Origin of the sequence: Ekhidna sp., from assembly GCF_965212185.1 — a bacterium.
GTDB lineage: Bacteria > Bacteroidota > Bacteroidia > Cytophagales > Cyclobacteriaceae > Ekhidna.
The window spans coordinates 3851026-3868367 of the sequence record NZ_OZ243102.1 but is presented as its reverse complement, the minus strand read 5'-3'; the positions used below and the strand labels follow the sequence as shown (position 1 = coordinate 3868367).

Sequence of the window (17342 nt, the reverse complement as noted above, 5' to 3'; positions counted from 1 at the left end):
AAATGTGGTGAGTTTCACCTCACCACATATTATGCTATTTTCCAATTTCTTGGATATTGTACCAATCTATCTTACGAGTAAAGTACATAGTTAGTCCCAGGATTATAGTTAATCCAATACTACCCAGTAGCAATGCATAATCGGCTAATTGTAGTGTTATAAATACAAATCCATAAATACAAACTAGTATTACACTAAGAATCATTGACATTTTTTTATTTCTTAGAATACTCAAGGAGTAAAGTGTGATCATTGTAATAATTGATACGGAACTAATAAGATAGGAAAAGTTGAAATTTGAATGTTCTGATATTGAAACTAATAAGATGTAAAAGAGGCAGAGACCTAATCCTACCAATGTATATTGAAGAGGGTGAATTTTCTTCTTATTAAGGATTTCAACAATAAAAAATACTAAAAAAGTTAAAGCGAGTGTCATCACCGAGTATTTAGCCGACCGCATTGATTTTTGATAATCATCTAATGGTAAGAGCAGGTTTACCCCAAATTGGGAATTTTTAATTTGTTCAGGATTTTGGAATCCTAACCATTGTTGAGGGTAGTTTCTGTTTAATTGCAATACTTTCCAAGTTGCTTGAAAACCATTTTCATTGATACTTCTTTTATCTGGTAAAAAGTTTCCGTTAAAACTTGGAGTAGTCCATTTTGAAGCCAAATTTACGTCAGTAACACCACCTAAAGGAATGAAGGAGAGGTTTTGACTTCCTTGTAGTGAAAGGATAAATTCAAAATTCAACTTTTCCAGTGAGTCAATAATTTTTGGCTGAAATGAAACCCCCGATTTAATTAAGTCAGATTTTGATCCTGGTTTAACAGAATATCGTTTTTCATCGCATTCAAATATGACACCTTCTTTAATGCCTCTTAGGTCAGATATTCCTAATGTAATGAATGCATTATTCCACCTTACCTCTTTAAGGTTAGTTTTATCAACTTCTAAATCGAGAGCGAAACTCCCATTCACTTTTAATTCAGACTCATAAACTACTACTTCATAGATTCCCCTCTTTAGACTTTTTGGTGAAACTGAACCATTTACCTTCAATTGGTTTGGTAGGATAGTTAATATTTCAGTTTTTTCATATGTTACTATTTCAAGTTTATTGCTCTTTTCGTCTTTAACTTCATTTTGATATTCGTAAATAAGAGGAACATTTAAGACCGGCCCTGTCATTGTTTGCTCATCAGCCCACTTTGAGCTAACCTCCGATATTGCGGATAAACTTAAACTTTCCCTTTCATCAATAATTGATTTTATCATTGATGAAGGGATCAGGAGAATCAATATTAATATGCCGATTGTTCCTAGTTTTAAAGTGACCGAATTCTTAATCCATCTGTTTAAACGATCTAAAGATGCATTTTCATTTTCCATGTTATTTGATTTAAAAGTACTTTGTATTACAAAGTGGTAAGACAAAAAAATTATTCTAATAGTTTTTCAATAGCACTCAAGTGCCTTTTAAATGCCCTAGTACCTTCTGATGTTGCTTCATAGCTTGTATTTGGTTTTCGGTCAAGAAACTCCTTTCTAACACTTACATAGGATAATTTTTCAAGTGATTTTAAATGGCTAGCAAGGTTGCCATCTGTTACCCCTAAGAGTTCCTTTAAGGAATTGAAATCAAGTCTTTCATTTACCACCAACGCTGACATTATTCCAAGACGGGTTTTATTTTCAAATGCTTTATTTAAATCCTTCAGGATTTCCTTCATGATGCCTGTTGTTTTTGGATCAACATTCCATAAATTATGTGCAAAAGCCCAAAACCTAATGCCCAAAACAACAGGCCATATCCAATGTAGTGGGTGGCGATTAGGCCGAGAATTATTTCAAGAACTCCAAGGCTTTTAATTTGTGAAAGGGTGTATTTACTAGCATTGACTAATGCTAGACCATAAAATATTAATGTAAACGGAGCAACAAATCCAATATATCCTTTGATCAATAGCATAAGGCAAAGTATTCCTCCAGAGACAAGCGGAATCATAAAATTGCTTAAAAGTAGTTTTGCTCCCCTATCCCAGATGAGTTGATTTTGCTTTTTTGCTTGTCTTGAAGTGAAGTAAAGACCGGTTGCAAAAGACAGGACTATTACTCCCACAGCTATTAAAATGAGTTGAATAATACTGTCTATATCAAGAATAGCAACTTTATAACTAAGGTAATTCTGCTTATTATAAACAGTCACATAAGCGAGATATGCCCCAATCAAAGCGAAAGAGCCTGCCATTACTCCAGACCAACCGCTAAGAGAAATGAATCTAGTTGATTTGTTCATTATCTCTTTAATGTCTTTTAGATCTTCGAGATATTTTTCTTTTGTCATTTTAAAAGTACTTTGAAATACAAAGTAAATATACGTCATTTTTTTATTTCTGTTTCCGTCTGGCCAAACAAAGCAACCATTCACCATTTTTTTGCATTAAGTAATTGTTATTTACTCCTTCAGGCGAAACAATTTGAGCAGTTGTGCGTCTTTCGAGAGGTCAATCACTTAAAATACCACTGTTTTGAAAAAACTTTTACTGCTTTTGGCAGTCATTCCATTATTTCTGAATGCTCAGGAAAAGCATACCATTAATGGGAACGTAGTTGATGCCGCCAATGGAGAGGCATTAATTGGAGCGACTGTCCTAATTCAAGAACTAGGCACTGGAAATATTACCAATGTTTATGGATTCTATTCCATTACCCTTCCCCCCGGAGACTATACCGTAGAATACCGGTATATAGGTTTTGTCACCCAAACCAGGAAGATTTCACTTTCAGCAAATACTCGGATAGACATTGAATTAAGTGAGGAACAGACACAACTTCAGGAAGTTGTGGTGACGGCAAGGCCTGAGGACGAAAATGTGACCTCTACAGAGATGAGTGTCGCTGAGATTGATATTCAAACAATAAGAAAAATGCCAGCTATTCTTGGTGAGGTGGATATCATTAAAAGTCTTCAGTTACTTCCAGGGGTTTCTACGGTAGGAGAAGGAGCTTCAGGATTTAATGTAAGAGGAGGCACAGTTGGTCAGAATCTAATATTACTGGATGAAGCTCCGGTGTACAACTCATCGCATTTACTTGGCTTCTTCTCTGTATTCAACCCGGATGCAGTAAAGGATTTGAAATTATATAAAGGAGCAATTCCAGCTCAATATGGAGGCAGACTAGCTTCAATCCTGGATATCCGAATGAAAGAGGGTAACAATAAAGAGCTTGAAGTGAATGGTGGGATAGGAACAATATTTAGCCGGTTGGCGATAGAGGCACCTATTAAAAAAGAAAAATCATCATTTATAATAGCAGGTCGGAGGTCATACGCTGACATTCTTTCCAGACCATTCGTTCAGGAACTGAGAGATGGAGCTGCGCTGAACTTCTACGATCTGACAATGAAAACAAATTATAAGTTTTCAGATAGAAACCAGATTTTCCTCTCAGGATATTTTGGTAAAGACAATTTTAAATTTGATGCGGATCAGGGATTCAGCTGGGGCAACCGAACGACAACATTTCGTTGGAATCATCTTTTTAACGATCGACTTTTTTCAAACTTCACAGTCTTCTTTAGTGATTATGAATACGAGCTGGAATTTGGGGACAACCCCAGAGATCGATTTGAATGGAATTCAGACATAAATACACTCACATTCAAACCATCATTTACTTATTTCATTGATCAACGTAATGAATTAACGTTTGGTGGAGAAATTTTCAAATACGGATTTGAACCTGCCAGAGCAATTGGTATCAGTGATGGTGATGTCATTAATATTAGTGTTCCTGATAAACAGGCGATTGAATCAGCTGTTTACATCAATAATGATCAAAAAATAAACGACAAGCTTTCCGTTCAATACGGTTTACGATTCTCTTATTTCAACCTAATTGGAGAAGGAAATAAATTCATTTTGGGAGATACTATTCCTGGAAGAAGAAGGCCAATAGAGGATGTAATTGAGATTGGAAAAGGAAAATCTATTGCTAGTCATCATGGTTGGGAGCCACGGCTTTCATTTAGATACCAGCTAAATAAAACCACTTCTGTTAAGGCCAGTTACAACAGGATGTTGCAGTACATTCACCTGATATCCAATACCACAGCTGCGAATCCACTTGATGTATGGACTCCTAGCTCAAATAATCTTGAGCCTCAGGTCGGACAACAGTGGGCCATGGGTTTGTTCAAGAATCTTCGAAGTAATGATTATGAAACGTCCGTTGAAGTTTATTACCGGGAGACAGATAAGCAGCTCGAGTACATCAATGGAGCGGATCTTTTAATCAATGAATCACTTGAAACGGATCTTTTGGCTGGGATAGGAAGAGCGTATGGTTTGGAGCTATATGTCAAGAAAAATTCCGGCCGTCTCAATGGATGGATAAGCTACACGCTGGGAAGAACAGAACTGCAGACAGAAGGGATCAATAGAGGTGAATGGTATCCAACAAGGTTTGATCAAACACACAATTTTAAAGTGACAAGCTTTTACGAATTGAATGAAAGATGGACTTTGTCATCTACATTTTCGTACATCAGCGGAACGCCAACAACTTTTCCAACCAGCAGGTATGAAGTGCAGGGAATTACCATTCCGCACAATGCAAATGACTCGAGGAACAACGTTCGTCTACCTGATTATCATCGTCTTGATTTTTCAGCAACAATGAAAGGAAGAGCGGTTCGTAGAGATGGGACACCTCGTAAAAACAGAGATGAGCTTGTCTTTACTGTTTATAACATATACAATAGAGCCAATCCATTCTCAATTTACTTCTGGCAAGGAGAAGACCGGGTAGATCCAGGCGTTTTGGCTGATACTCGCGCTACTCAGGTTTCCATATTTGCATCATTTATTCCATCCATCACCTACAATTTCAAGTTTTAGATCATGAAAAAGCTTTTATACATACTATCAGTTTTTGTTCTTTTTTCGTGTGAAGACGACATCATAGTACAATTAGCAGATGCTGATCCAATTCTCGCATTTGATGCTTGGATTTACCGGAAAGCAGAAAAGCAAACCATTAACATCACAAGAACCAATGCATATTTTGATGGAACGGCTCCCGAGGGAGTAACCGGTGCATCCGTTTTGGTGGTGGATGCAGATGGAACCGTATATCCATTCAATGAGGAAGAGCCGGGAGTATATAGTTGGCTACCAGCAGATGAGGCAGATTCATTTGGAACGGTTGGTCAGACCTACTTCTTGGATGTTCAGATCGAAGGAAAGCAATACGGATCAATAAGTAAAATGGGTCGTGTACCAGAGATTGATAGCATCACCTGGAGATTTGAAGAAGGTTCATTCGGATTAGAAGATTTCTATGTTGCGGAGTTTTGGGCCAGGGATTTTGAAGGGGAAGGAGATGCATACTGGATCAAAAGCTGGAAGAACGGCACCTACTTGAATAAACCAACAGAAATTAATTTATCATTTGATGGTGCGTTCTCACCTGGTGGTAATGCTGATGGCTTGACATTTATTCAGCCGATAAGAGACAGTATAAATCCATTTGAAACGGATGAGGATGATGAGTTTATACCGCCCTTTACCGGACCAGAAGAGGAAGATAGTGTGTACGTTGAGATCAATTCCATCACTCCAGAAGCCTGGTTCTTTTGGAATCAGGTAATCATTCAGACAGATCGTCCTGGAAGTTTTGGTGAATTGTTTGCAACTAGTTTGGCCAATGTGGAATCAAATATTCAAACTACCGATGATGAACAAATCGTAGGATTCTTCTGTGTTTCTGCAGTAAAAGGGTTTGGAAGGAAGTTTACCGAGGATGCCATTCGAGAGGTACCAGAATGATTTGATCCTCAAATCATTTTTTTCTTGACTAAAGAAATCCAAACATCAACGGCCTTACGTAAGTAGTATTCACATTATAAATCGTGGTGACGATTTATAGCTGGTTGGTGATAGATGCCCTGGTCATGAAATGACCGGGGCTTTTTATTGAACGTCCTCGAGCATTGCAGCTCATATTATTCAAAAAAAATATCGGTTGATTTGAACCTCCTCCATATTTAAGTGTATGGCTTTCTGAATACTAATTTTATAAATCATGAAAATACTTTTAACAGTTTTAATCGCCTTTGTTTGCAATCAACCAAATCGCCCTAGCGATATTCCATCTAAAATCACAGAACTTAAAACCAACGCCTGGTATTCAGAAAAAGCCGAAGAATGGAAGAACTACATTGCTTCAGATGCTTCAGATGAGCAGTCCTGGCTACAATATTTTCTGGCTACCTCGTATGCTGGAAAGGATATTGAAATAATTCAAAGCATACGCAACCAAATTTTAGAAAAATTTCCAAATTCATTTACTGAATACTACACCAAATTCAGATTAGTTGGATGGAATAATGAAGGAGTGAAAGCATTAGAGTCGGCACTAAATATTGATGATAGTCAATTAGTAAGTTTTGAAGACCAGTTGGTATATGCAGATTTAACTGGAGCCAAAAATCGAGCAGTTTACTCAAAAAAGCTATTTGAGGCAGGACTGATACACTCGAGCACACTAAATTATAATTATAATCTTTTGATGTCTGTAAGTGACGAAGGACTCCTTATCACAGATGGCCTTCATACTACTATACCAATCTGGGTGCTTCAAGATGTGATGAATATACGCAAAGATGTAAGTATACTTAATCTTGAATTAGCTAGAAATCAACCCAAATATCTGGAAAGGGTTCTTCAAGAAAATGACCTAAGCGGGACTTTAGAAGAGCTTCTAGGTGAGGCCCAAGGACAAAACATTTATTACGCATTGACTTTGCCACGGACCAGCCTGCAAAAGTTGGAAAATAGACTTTATGTGGTAGGACTTGCCTCAACTGTTGGCACTAGTAATTTCAACCACTTTGAAACACTTCAAAAAAACATCGAGGAAAAGTTTCTAATGGACTACCTCACCATAGATTTTAATGGTGAGCCCAAGACCGCAACAGGGAATGTACTTTCCTCAAATTACATTGTTTCATTGATGTTACTTAAAGATTTTTATGATCAGCTAAACGATGAAGAAAGATCAACTGAGCTCAAAGATCAGATACTTTCCTTAGCAGAAAAATCACAGATCAGGACCAGAGTTGAACTTCTTTTAGATGCTAAGAAGTCTCCTCAAACTTTTAAGGTGGTAGATTTTGATATCAAAACCCTTGATAAGCGCATGCAGCCCATTAAAGAAGGTATATATGCCTCGGAAATTGAGCTTAGCAATCGTGAATTTTGGTTTTATATGGAATATCTAAGAGTAAATGGATATGAGGAACTCTATGAAAAAGGATTGGTAGACCTCTCAGAATATGACGAGGTAACGAGGGCACTATTGAGTAGTTATCACTATAGTCCTGCTAATGCTCAAATGGAAGAGAAAAAAAGACCTGGTGGAAGTTATTTTGATTATCCCGTGATGGACATCTCCTTCGAAGTGGCTAAAGATTATTGTGAATGGTTAACAGTCCAGTATAATGCACATCCAAAGAGAAAGTACCAGAAAGTACGCTTCAGATTGCCATCTCAGCAGGAGTGGACAATGGCTGCTCTTAGCTATGTCCAATTCACTTCATGGAATATAGAAGAGAATAAGCTGGAGGCATGGAGTAAAGAAACAGATGAAAAAAGCATCTACAATTTGAGCAAAGAGACTGTTTCCTATCCGTGGTATTATGAGTGGGGTATGAGAAATCAGATAACAAACGAAAAAGGCTGCTACCTTGCGAATGTTAAAGTCCCGGAAGAAGTAACATGTGCGGCAGGGATAAAAGGTGATGGCTATACGTTTACCTCACCGGTCGGTACGTATTTTTCTAACAACTTCAGTTTGTATGACGTGGTTGGGAATGTTGCTGAGATGACCGACACGGAAGGAATAGCCATGGGAGGAAGTTGGAGACACCTTCCGGAAGACTGCACGGTCACAAGCATTAACACTTATGAAGGTCGTGATTTGAGTGTTGGCATGCGCTTGTTTATGGAAGTAATTGAAGAATAATGTTCTTCACCAAACACATAAATAAAACAGATGAAGAGTTGATGGTCCTGATTAAAAAACGGGATAATCAGGCTTTTTCAATTCTGTATAGCAGGTATGCTGATAGGCTATGTGCTTTCTTTTATCGAATGCTTTGGGCAGATAGAGAAATGGCAGAAGATTTTGTTCATGACTTGTTTTCCAAAATTATAAACAAACCCGATCAGTACAATGAAGCATATCCTCTGAAACCATGGTTGTTCAGAATTGCATCAAACATGTGCAAAAATGCATATCGGAAAAAGAATTTCGAGAATGCTTACCGGGAAATGTATCAAGAAGAGACCTCATATGAAGAAAGTCATGATCTTTCTCTTGACGAGGTTGTACTAACGGATCAGGTACATGAACTTCTTGATCAAATGGAAGAAGAGCGTAAGTTGATCTTTTTGTTGCGGTACCAACAGGAGTTACCCATTCAGACCATAGCAGAAATGCTGGATATCTCAGAGGGAACCATTAAGTCACGGCTTTTTTATACCAGAGAAAAAATTAAAACTTCATTGAAGTATTGAATGTCATGAGTTCGACCGAAAAAAACGTTAGACAAATGAAAGAATTTAAAAAAATTGAATCCTTACTAAAAAGTAAAGCTTATTCGGAGCTTACTAAAGAAGAACGCGAGATAGTTGGCGAGGAGCTTACACAGGAAGCTTATGAAGAAATTAGAGTTGGAATCTATAAGCTTCAGGGAGAGAGGATTAAGGTTAACAAACGTGTTAAGCAATCACTCATGGCTGAATTTAGTCAGGGAAAAACTTTTGATATTGCTAACATCTTTCAAAGAAGAATACCTGCTTACAGCCTAATATTACCATTTATCTTGTTGATTGCTGTGTTTTTCTATCGCCCCACAAAAGAAGTACCGGTTATTCAAGATCGGATGGTTGAAGTGATGGTGCATGATACAGTTCGGGTAGTAAAGACAGATACACTATGGAGAGAAAAGATCGTTCAAGTGCAACAGCTGGTTTATGTGACAAAAACAGATGTTGAAACTACCTCTGATAAGCTTGAGGTGCCAAATCGATCACTTGAGGATCAAAAAGAAGTATTGGATCTTGTTATTAGAGGAGAATAAACATTAAGTCTCTACAGTTAGTCACTAAAGAGAAGTAATGGTTGGGAGAAATTTGATGCTGAAGGGTTTTTGGTCCACTGCATTTATTGAAAGGTGGGGATATGGACTGTATTTTATGTATTTCATTGGTGTGCTCGAATTCCTTGGAGGTATTGGCATTCTCATTCCAAAAGCCAATAAGTATGCTGCGTTTACTTTGGAAGTAGTGATGCTCGGTGCTGCTATTACTCGCATTGTGTTTGGAACAAGTCTGGATGATGTTATTTGGATCGTTTTTTCCATGGTTACACTTCTTTACATTTCACTAGAGAGAGGCATGGACTCAGAATTGCCAAGGCTTTACGGAATGATGAATAAGAAATAATCTAATAAAGGAGAGTTTAATAAATCCTCCTAACGAATTGTTAATGATTCTAAAATCGGTTGCTGTATAGCAAAGCTTTCGTATTTTTCGATTCAAAAGGTTAAACAAGTTGAAGAGACTAATCACTGCTTTGCTCATTATCCAAATTACTGGATGTGAACAGCAATCGCTAAATCATTCAGTGTTCAAGTATTTTCCATCTGAGAGGGTATTTGAAGATGGGTATGTCAGCAAGTATTACTACCATTTTTACCCTGATAATCCAGATAGGAGTCCAGTCACCCAAGTGGGTTATACGAAATATATCAAGCTGGATGATTCGCATTATATGACAGAAAGTTATAACGCTGGATTTGATCTGGAAGGAAATAAATATTACTCAGTCCAAGGGGATTCAATAATAGTTGAAAAAGGAATTTCGATCAGTTCACGAAGTGTAACCGACACCACTGAATTGAATCTTATTAATAAAACAATTTCCAATTGGAAAGGAGACTTTAAAAACCCTTATAAAATTAAATACACCTTTGGTGAGAAAGAATACATATATACAGAACACCAGCGATCTGTAGCTGATACAATCATCAACAATAAGCCAGCTAAAGTATTTTTCAATGAATGGGAATACCATGAAGTTGAAACTGGTTCAATCGCAGATTCAGGATATTCAAAATCATATTATGTAGAGGGATTGGGGTTTTTGGAATTAAAGAGCAAAGGGGCCAGCTATTCTAGGCATATTGAATTAGTGGAGCAAATGCCAATTGAAGAGTTTAATCAGCTAGCCAACCATGGTGAGCATCGAGTGGCATGGATTGATCCGGAAGAGACAATCAGTGATGATTCTGATTTTGTTCTATGTGGACATGAAAGAAGAATAGCCGACTATTATAATTCTACTCCTGACGGTAGATATCTTTATTCTAAGCGAGCCATGTTAGACACCATTTATTCCAATCTGGATAAGTCAAAACTTTTTGATCAATCTGGAAGATTAGTCTTCAGGTTTGTGGTGAACTGTGAAGGGAAACCAGGGAGGTTTATCACTAATGGTTATGATCTTGATTATCAGCCCAAGGCTTTTGACCAGGAGACCGTTGAACATCTATTTGAAATTCTCAGGAAATTAAAAGAATGGAGGCCAGTTGTTATAAATGAAAAATCCAGAGATGCATATTTCTACATCACATTTAATATTGAAAACGGTGAGATTGTTGATATCCTTCCTTAGCCTGACATTGTTTGCAGGTCTTCTTTCTTGTTCAGAACAGGAGTGGTACAAAAAATCGTTCTCAGAAGACGAGATGAAACAGTTAAGCCCACAGCTTCGAGGTGGTAGAACTTATTATTATCAAGGATCTGTTCCGGAGCAATTTCAACTCAAAGAGGCATTTAAAATGGATTCTACGGACGCTGACCTTTGGCGTGAATTTGGGACTGCACGTGTTAAACGGGGTATCCTGGATGAAATGTACTATTTCTACAACGAGGCTGTTAAACAAAAACCTGAAAAATGGGCAGGTTTTAGGGGGTACTTATATCTCTATTTTTATCGAGATTATAATAGAGCTATTGCTGATTTTAACCTTGGAGATGAGGTAAACGGTGAGGTCGATTATTCACAGGGGCAGAGCCATGATTACATGCGAGGTATCAGCTATTACGGCCTTGAGAATTATGAGACAGCATTAGATTATCTCAATCGTTACATCAATAAAGTTACCGAAGAAGAAGGCGAAGCATGGGTGGACGTTTACGCCATTTTGTACAAAGGTCTTTCATTATTAAAACTTAATCAGTTCGATGATGCGATGACCGAATTTAATCGTGCCTTAAAATATTATCCTACCCTATCTGATTGTTTCTATCACAAAGCTAGAATCTACATTGCAAGACGTCAATTTGATCTGGCTTTAAAGGAACTGGAATCCGCGGAGACCAATTTCAGAAAAGGATACTTTCACCAAAGACCTTATGTAGAGGTCTTGGAACAAATTTATTTACAAGACATTGAAGAGCTGAGGAAAGAGATTACAACGATCTAGCAGTAGTAAGTAATTTGTTGAAGTTTTTCTGGGATTGATCATTCTTCATCCAAAACTTCTATTTTGGGTTTTCATTAACTCATGACATCACAAGAAATCACAGATTCTTTCCAGCATCAAATTGAACTTCTCAAAAAAGAGAAGAATGCTGACTATGCGCTTTATCAAGAGCGGATGATGAACACCTCAATCCAGGAACGTGAAAAAAACGGTGTGACCTGGTATCCGATCCAAATGGTTAGTGACTTCATAAGTACCGGAGAACGAATCACCGTTGAAATAAGGAAACAGAAAAATGTAAAGCAGAAACATGCTTTTCAAGTTGGAGCTGTTGTAGGAATTTTCTCTGGTTCAGATGAGAAGGAGAAGACGCTCGGTGGTGTGGTAAGTTACTTAAAAGAGGATACCATGCGAATTGTTCTGAACCAATCATTTCTTCCGGATTGGGTAAAGGAAGCCAAGCTTGGAATAAATCTTCTTTTCGATGACGGGACTTATCGAGAGATGAATAAAGCCTTGCACCAAGTGAGCCATGCTAAAAACGATCGGCTAGCTGAGCTACGGAATATTTTTTATGGCTTGAAGCAAGCAAACTTTGAAAAAGGACATAGTTACAAGATTCCATCGTTGAATGATGTACAAAACAAAGCGTTTGAAAAAATTATTCATGCCCATGATGTCGCTTTCGTGCATGGTCCACCAGGTACAGGCAAAACCACTACACTGGTAAAATGTATCAAAGAAATAACAAGAGAAGAAAGGCAAGTACTGGTATGTGCACCTAGCAATGCTGCAGTGGACCTTTTGGTAGAACGGCTGATCAGTGAAGGATTGAATGTTCTTAGGCTCGGGCATCCCGCTCGATTGACACCAGAAGTAGTGGAAAACAGCCTGGATGTTCGCATCAGTAAACACCCTGATTTTAATCGACTCAGGGAGATGAGGAAGCAGTCAGAAGAGTATAGAAATCTTGCAGGAAAATACAAGCGCTCATTTGGAAGAGAAGAAAAGAAGCAACGTGATATGCTTTACAAAGAAGCCAAAGCTCTTAAAAGTGAATCGAGGCACCTGGAAAATTATATTTCCGAAAGTTTAGCAGACAAAGCTGAAGTAATCGCATGTACGTTAACCGGAAGTAGTCATTCGCTTATCAGCGATCGATTGTTTAAAACTGTTTTTGTTGATGAATCCTCACAAGCATTGGAAGCAGCTGCCTGGATACCGATAACACGCGCACAGCGCGTCATTATGTCTGGAGATCATTATCAATTACCACCCACTATAAAATCCTTTGAAGCAGCAAAAGAAGGGCTTGAGGATACTCTATTTGCTAAGGGCCTTGAGGCTCAAGCAAGTAGTGTTACCATGCTTGAGGTTCAGTACCGAATGAATCCAAAAATTATGGGATTCTCAAGTGAACAGTTTTATAAAGGCAAGTTAAAGGCTGATCAGAGTATTCTTCTGCGACCTAAACACTTCGACCATGTGGTGAGTATGATTGATACCGCAGGAGCGGGCTATGCAGAAAAGATTAAACAAGAAACCTTGAGTACTTATAATGAGCAAGAAGCTGAGGTATTGATTCGACTATTGGAAAAAGAAAAATTAGAAGGTTTATCTGTAGGTGTTATAGCTCCTTACAAAGCACAAGTGGAGGTATTGACACATTTATTAAATCAATCAGAAAAACTTGCACACCATAGAGAAATGATAGACATCAATAGTGTAGATGCATTCCAGGGACAGGAAAGAGATGTTATATATATATCGTTGGTAAGATCGAATAACGAGGGTGTAATAGGGTTTCTAAAAGAATATCGAAGACTAAATGTTGCAATAACGCGTGCTCGTCACAGACTGGTGATTATTGGTGACTCATCCACCTTAGGTATTGATAATTTTTACTCCAAACTCATTGAATACATACAGATCAATGGTCATTACGCTTCTGTTTATGAATATCCGGAATTGATGGAATACACCTAAAGCAGATTCTGACCTCTATACCAGTGTAGATTTCTTCACTAATCCAGTTTCAAGTGCATATACGACAAGCTCAGTGGGTGAATTCAACCCCAGTTTTTTAAGTGTATTTTTTCTGTGCGAGTTAATTGTATGAATGCTCAAATGGAGATGATCGGCAATTTGAGCAGTTGTTAACCCTTGGGTGATTAACTCTAAAACTTCAAATTCTCGAGGCGTCAAATTCGTAGGCTCACAGTTATCTACCTCATCTGGCCGATCGACCACTAATTCTAAAATATTATTACAAAAAAATCGGTTGCCTTGAGATACCGCCCTCAATCCGTTGATAATTTCTTCTTCACTGCAATTTTTAGTAAGGATTCCTTTAATCCCCATTGCCAGAAGTTGTCGGATGGATTCTTTGGTTTGGCTATTGGAGATCACCAGAAAACTGCATTCTGTCTCCTCTTTCAGCATTCTCAATGAAGGGATAAGTTCTTTATCCTTATCTGAAATATCTATTACTACTAGCTGAGGATTGACTGACTTAACATGTTCTATCAATTGATTCGGAGATTCAATCATTTTAACTAAATCAAAGCCAGGCATAGCTTTAATCAGCGAGGCAATGCCTTGCCTGGTTAAGTACTGAAAATCTGCAAGTAGAACGGATGTTATCAATAGCGCCTTATTTAGAATAATTCTAAACAAAAGTATGTCTGGAAATTCGATTACACAAAAACCTTACTTATTGAAATCCAAAAGCGTGATCCATTGTTAGATTTGTAGTAACAAAAATTTGAATCATGGAATACCGAATAGAACACGATACTATGGGCGAGGTGAAAGTGCCTGCTGACAAATATTGGGGAGCACAAACCCAACGATCAAGAGACAACTTTAAAATTGGTGGAGAGAAAAATCAAATGCCAATGGAAATAATTAGAGCATTTGCCATTTTAAAGAAATCAGCAGCTGAAACAAATCATGAATTAGGTGTTCTCTCACAAGAAAAAGCAGATCTTATCGGTAAAGTTTGTGATGAAATTTTGGAAGGAAAGCTAGACGATCAATTTCCATTAGTCGTTTGGCAAACTGGTTCTGGCACACAATCCAATATGAATTCAAATGAGGTTATTGCCAATCGTGCCCATGTCTTAAATGGAGGCTCGTTGGCAGATGATAAAAAAGTGATCCATCCCAATGACGATGTAAACAAAAGCCAGAGCTCAAACGACACCTTTCCTACTGCAATGCACATTGCGAGTTATAAAATGGTGGTTGAGAACACCATCCCCAAAGTGAAAAAGCTTCGAGATACGCTTCACAAAAAAGCGGAATCTTTCATGGATGTGGTCAAAATTGGACGAACACACTTTATGGATGCTACACCATTGAGTTTGGGGCAGGAGTTTTCAGGATATGTTTCGCAACTTGATCATAGCTTAAAAGCGCTTCATAATACATTGGATCACTTATCAGAGCTTGCTTTAGGAGGCACAGCAGTTGGTACTGGTTTGAATACACCAGAAGGTTATGCAGAATTGGTAGCCGAGAAAATTGCCAAGCACTCAGGAATGCCTATGCGAACCGCAGAAAACAAATTTGAGGCACTTGCTGCTCATGATGCGATTGTAGAAACGCATGGAGCACTCAAGCAATTAGCAGTTAGCCTGATGAAAATTGGGAATGACATACGAATGTTATGTTCTGGGCCAAGAAGTGGGATTGGTGAGATTCTGATTCCAGAAAATGAGCCAGGGTCTTCAATCATGCCTGGAAAGGTGAACCCCACTCAATGTGAGGCGCTGACAATGGTATGTGCTCAGGTGATTGGAAATGATGTAGCAGTATCAACTGGAGGTGCTACCGGTCACTTTGAATTGAATGTATTCAAGCCAATGATGGTCTTCAATTTGTTGAATTCGGCTAGATTAATAGGTGATGCATGTGAATCATTCAATGATAATTGTGCGATTGGAATAGAGCCAAATCATGAGGTAATTAAGGAAAAACTGGAGAATTCCCTCATGTTGGTGACTGCCTTAAACACGCATATCGGATATGAAAATGCAGCTAAAATTGCCAAAAAGGCCCACAAAGAAGGAACCACGCTTAGAAAAGCCGCCATCGATTTGGGACTTGTTACGGATGAACAGTTCACGGAATGGGTTAAGCCTGAAGATATGATTGGCTCCCTAAAAAGCTGATTCTTTATCCATTATCAAGAGATTTTTGTACTTTAGTAACATTAATGATTGCAGAAAAAACCAATTTCACAGGAAGATGAAAAAATTTATATCACTTATCGCATTGGCCCTCTGTTGTGTTTTTGCATTTGAAGCAAGTGCTCAAATGGACAAAAAGGAGCAAAAAGAGTGGAAGAAAAGAATTAAGAAATTAGAGCCGGAACAGTACAAGCAGTTGCTTGACGAAAATAAATCGTTAAAAGGACAAGTGACCAGTTTGAAAACTGAACTTGGAAATATCGATGATAGACTTGCTGAGAAGGATGAACAAATTCTTACGTATCAATCACAAATTGGGGATTTAAGAGAAGAATTGTCCAGGTTACAAAGCAAGCAACCAGCAGAAAATGTTGCAAGCAACAATACTGGAGGTAATATCGAGGAAAGCAAAGGAATTGTGTTTAAAGTCCAGCTTGGAGCTTATGGAAAGAAAGAAGATTTATCTAAATATGCGAATAATTCTCCAAATTTTGGAGCGGAAAATGCAGATGGACTTCAGAAATTCACAATAGGTGTTTTCCGAGATTATTGGGAAGCTGACAATTTCAAGAAGCATCTAAGGGCAATGGGAGTGAAAGACGCATGGGTTGTATCTTATAAAGATGGAGTTCGAGTTCCTATCAAAGATGTATTGGAAGGGGTGACTAAAAAGTCATAACAAACAGGAAATAAAAAACAATTAAATATGACCCTGGTTTCTCATTTGAGTAGCCAGGGTTTTTTGTTAGTATTTTTGCAAACTGATGATAAAGTACAAGACACGGGAAGAAATAGAAATAATGCGGGAGAGTGCTCTTCTGGTCTCCAAGACGTTGGGCTTAATGGCTGAAAAAATTGAGCCAGGAGTAACACCGCTTCAACTAGATAAAATTGCTGATGAATTCATCAGAGATCATGGAGGAGTTCCAGCTTTTCTAGGATTATATGATTATCCAAATTCGATTATCACATCAGTAAACGAACAAGTAGTTCATGGAATTCCTACTGAAAGACCGTTGGAAGAAGGCGATATTGTTGGAGTAGATATAGGGGTATTAAAAAATGAATATTACGGAGATCACGCGTATACATTTGCTGTTGGTGAAATTACTGACGATGTAAAGCAACTTCTTCGCGTAACGAAAGAATGTCTTGATCTTGGTATAGAACAGCTGGTAACTGGAAACAGAATAGGTGATTTGAGTTTTGCGATTCAACAGCATGCAGAAAATCATGGATACGGAGTGGTTAGGGAGTTGGTTGGCCATGGATTAGGGAAGAAGATGCATGAAACACCAGAAGTTCCAAACTTTGGTAAGAGAGGAAGAGGTAGTAAAATCCAGGAAGGATTGGTTGTGGCCATTGAGCCAATGATCAATATGGGTACTCGAAGGGTAATCCAATTGAACGACGGTTGGACCATTATTACAGCTGATAAAAAACCATCTGCACATTTTGAGCATGATGTAGCTGTAGTGGATGGTAAGCCTGAGGTTTTATCAACTTTTAAATTTGTCGAGGAGGCACTGGAAAAGAAAAACGCGGTAATTGTTTAACCCTTTTTCATTGACTCAATCTAAGTCAT

Annotated in this window: 16 protein-coding genes; 12 read left to right on the top strand and 4 right to left on the bottom strand. The window is 38.0% G+C overall.

Annotated features, from left to right (window positions below):
* Positions 1-34 precede the first annotated feature (34 nt).
* From creD to ACOMC3_RS16905, 3 genes are read right to left on the bottom strand one after another with little or no spacing between them, the layout of a single operon-like run.
* Positions 35-1396, bottom strand: a complete 1362-nt coding sequence (creD, locus tag ACOMC3_RS16915; RefSeq protein WP_420317067.1) for a cell envelope integrity protein CreD — start codon at positions 1394-1396, stop codon at positions 35-37.
* Between the two features lie 50 nt (positions 1397-1446).
* On the bottom strand, positions 1447-1737 hold the full coding sequence (locus tag ACOMC3_RS16910) for a winged helix-turn-helix domain-containing protein (protein ID WP_420317066.1): 291 nt from the start codon (positions 1735-1737) through the stop codon (positions 1447-1449).
* Complete coding sequence (locus tag ACOMC3_RS16905) at positions 1734-2351, bottom strand: hypothetical protein (RefSeq protein ID WP_420317065.1); 618 nt, start codon at positions 2349-2351, stop codon at positions 1734-1736. The genes ACOMC3_RS16910 and ACOMC3_RS16905 overlap by 4 nt, the downstream gene beginning before the upstream one ends.
* A gap of 184 nt (positions 2352-2535) precedes the next feature.
* Between ACOMC3_RS16905 and ACOMC3_RS16900 the strand changes: the two genes are divergently transcribed.
* The 9 genes from ACOMC3_RS16900 (at position 2536) to ACOMC3_RS16860 (ending at position 13550) form a co-directional block, all read left to right on the top strand.
* A complete protein-coding gene (locus tag ACOMC3_RS16900; RefSeq protein ID WP_420317064.1) occupies positions 2536-4908 on the top strand; it encodes a TonB-dependent receptor in 2373 nt (790 codons plus the stop codon).
* 3 nt (positions 4909-4911) lie between these two features.
* Positions 4912-5838 carry a DUF4249 family protein gene (locus ACOMC3_RS16895; protein ID WP_420317063.1) on the top strand — a complete coding sequence of 309 codons (927 nt, stop codon included), beginning with the start codon at positions 4912-4914 and terminating at the stop codon, positions 5836-5838.
* A 256-nt stretch (positions 5839-6094) separates the two neighbouring features.
* Complete coding sequence (locus ACOMC3_RS16890) at positions 6095-8035, top strand: formylglycine-generating enzyme family protein (RefSeq protein WP_420317062.1); 1941 nt, start codon at positions 6095-6097, stop codon at positions 8033-8035.
* The gene (locus ACOMC3_RS16885) at positions 8035-8589 is read left to right on the top strand and encodes an RNA polymerase sigma factor (protein WP_420317061.1); all 555 of its coding nucleotides are present in this window, start codon (positions 8035-8037) and stop codon (positions 8587-8589) included. Before ACOMC3_RS16890 ends, ACOMC3_RS16885 begins: the two co-directional genes overlap by 1 nt.
* 35 nt (positions 8590-8624) lie before the next feature.
* Positions 8625-9155, top strand: coding sequence for a hypothetical protein (locus ACOMC3_RS16880; RefSeq protein ID WP_420317060.1), 531 nt, complete (start codon positions 8625-8627; stop codon positions 9153-9155).
* A 37-nt stretch (positions 9156-9192) separates the two neighbouring features.
* Positions 9193-9519 carry a DoxX family protein gene (locus tag ACOMC3_RS16875; RefSeq protein ID WP_420317059.1) on the top strand — a complete coding sequence of 109 codons (327 nt, stop codon included), beginning with the start codon at positions 9193-9195 and terminating at the stop codon, positions 9517-9519.
* 109 nt (positions 9520-9628) lie between these two features.
* Complete coding sequence (locus ACOMC3_RS16870) at positions 9629-10750, top strand: hypothetical protein (RefSeq protein ID WP_420317058.1); 1122 nt, start codon at positions 9629-9631, stop codon at positions 10748-10750.
* The gene (locus ACOMC3_RS16865) at positions 10725-11564 is read left to right on the top strand and encodes a tetratricopeptide repeat protein (RefSeq protein ID WP_420317057.1); all 840 of its coding nucleotides are present in this window, start codon (positions 10725-10727) and stop codon (positions 11562-11564) included. The genes ACOMC3_RS16870 and ACOMC3_RS16865 overlap by 26 nt, the downstream gene beginning before the upstream one ends.
* Positions 11565-11645: 81 nt before the next feature.
* On the top strand, positions 11646-13550 hold the full coding sequence (locus ACOMC3_RS16860) for an IGHMBP2 family helicase (protein ID WP_420317056.1): 1905 nt from the start codon (positions 11646-11648) through the stop codon (positions 13548-13550).
* Positions 13551-13565: 15 nt separating this feature from the next.
* Here ACOMC3_RS16860 and ACOMC3_RS16855 read toward each other — a convergent pair whose 3' ends face one another.
* Positions 13566-14210, bottom strand: coding sequence for a response regulator transcription factor (locus ACOMC3_RS16855; protein ID WP_420317055.1), 645 nt, complete (start codon positions 14208-14210; stop codon positions 13566-13568).
* A 125-nt stretch (positions 14211-14335) separates the two neighbouring features.
* Between ACOMC3_RS16855 and fumC the strand changes: the two genes are divergently transcribed.
* From fumC to map, 3 genes are all read left to right on the top strand, one after another.
* A complete protein-coding gene (gene fumC, locus ACOMC3_RS16850) occupies positions 14336-15739 on the top strand; it encodes a class II fumarate hydratase (RefSeq protein ID WP_420317054.1) in 1404 nt (467 codons plus the stop codon).
* A gap of 76 nt (positions 15740-15815) precedes the next feature.
* Positions 15816-16436 (top strand): Ezrin/radixin/moesin family protein, encoded by a 621-nt coding sequence (locus ACOMC3_RS16845; RefSeq protein ID WP_420317053.1) that lies wholly within the window; start codon positions 15816-15818, stop codon positions 16434-16436.
* A gap of 85 nt (positions 16437-16521) precedes the next feature.
* Positions 16522-17313 carry a type I methionyl aminopeptidase gene (gene map / locus ACOMC3_RS16840; protein ID WP_420317052.1) on the top strand — a complete coding sequence of 264 codons (792 nt, stop codon included), beginning with the start codon at positions 16522-16524 and terminating at the stop codon, positions 17311-17313.
* The last annotated feature ends 29 nt before the right edge of the window (positions 17314-17342 follow it).

Excerpts from the sequence above, each read along its gene's own strand:
- ACOMC3_RS16880 (WP_420317060.1), top strand. The coding sequence starts at position 8,625 with ATGAAAGAATTTAAAAAAATTGAATCCTTACTAAAAAGTAAAGCTTAT.
- ACOMC3_RS16905 (WP_420317065.1), bottom strand. The coding sequence starts at position 2,351 with ATGACAAAAGAAAAATATCTCGAAGATCTAAAAGACATTAAAGAGATA.
- ACOMC3_RS16860 (WP_420317056.1), top strand. The coding sequence starts at position 11,646 with ATGACATCACAAGAAATCACAGATTCTTTCCAGCATCAAATTGAACTT.
- ACOMC3_RS16845 (WP_420317053.1), top strand. The coding sequence starts at position 15,816 with ATGAAAAAATTTATATCACTTATCGCATTGGCCCTCTGTTGTGTTTTT.
- ACOMC3_RS16890 (WP_420317062.1), top strand. The coding sequence starts at position 6,095 with ATGAAAATACTTTTAACAGTTTTAATCGCCTTTGTTTGCAATCAACCA.
- creD (WP_420317067.1), bottom strand. The coding sequence starts at position 1,396 with ATGGAAAATGAAAATGCATCTTTAGATCGTTTAAACAGATGGATTAAG.
- ACOMC3_RS16910 (WP_420317066.1), bottom strand. The coding sequence starts at position 1,737 with ATGAAGGAAATCCTGAAGGATTTAAATAAAGCATTTGAAAATAAAACC.
- ACOMC3_RS16895 (WP_420317063.1), top strand. The coding sequence starts at position 4,912 with ATGAAAAAGCTTTTATACATACTATCAGTTTTTGTTCTTTTTTCGTGT.
- fumC (WP_420317054.1), top strand. The coding sequence starts at position 14,336 with ATGGAATACCGAATAGAACACGATACTATGGGCGAGGTGAAAGTGCCT.
- map (WP_420317052.1), top strand. The coding sequence starts at position 16,522 with ATGATAAAGTACAAGACACGGGAAGAAATAGAAATAATGCGGGAGAGT.
- ACOMC3_RS16885 (WP_420317061.1), top strand. The coding sequence starts at position 8,035 with ATGTTCTTCACCAAACACATAAATAAAACAGATGAAGAGTTGATGGTC.
- ACOMC3_RS16875 (WP_420317059.1), top strand. The coding sequence starts at position 9,193 with ATGGTTGGGAGAAATTTGATGCTGAAGGGTTTTTGGTCCACTGCATTT.